This is a genomic window from Bacillus sp. SIMBA_008 (assembly GCF_046535495.1).
Taxonomy (GTDB): domain Bacteria; phylum Bacillota; class Bacilli; order Bacillales; family Bacillaceae; genus Bacillus; species Bacillus subtilis.
Window position 1 is genome coordinate 1 of the sequence record NZ_JAWRWL010000466.1, and the last position, 271, is coordinate 271.

A 271-nucleotide genomic window follows, 5' to 3' on the forward strand; every position below is an offset into this window, starting at 1 on the left:
GGGCGAGGCCCCAGGTCATGCGCGCTCCCGTGTCCGGCGTGTCCGGGCGGCAACATGCGCCGCACGATCCGGGATCCGATTCTATCGGGCGACGCCCTCGTATCCCCCGACCAGCGCCGCCGTGTGCGACGCGTGCCACACGTCGTCGCGGCCGGCGATCGCCGCCGTCGACATGCGGGCGACGACGCCGGGGTTCTCGCACAGTCCGCGCAGCGCCCGCGAGAGGCCGGCGGCGTCGGGGGAGGGAGCGACGAGGAAGCTCCCCTCGGGC

At 75.6% G+C, this 271-nt stretch carries 1 protein-coding gene; it reads right to left on the minus strand.

Annotated elements, in window-relative coordinates; translation table 11 throughout:
- Positions 1–81: 81 nt before the first annotated feature.
- Positions 82–271: hypothetical protein (locus tag SB658_RS24045; RefSeq protein WP_410602859.1), on the minus strand; the 190-nt coding region annotated here is incomplete at its 5' end.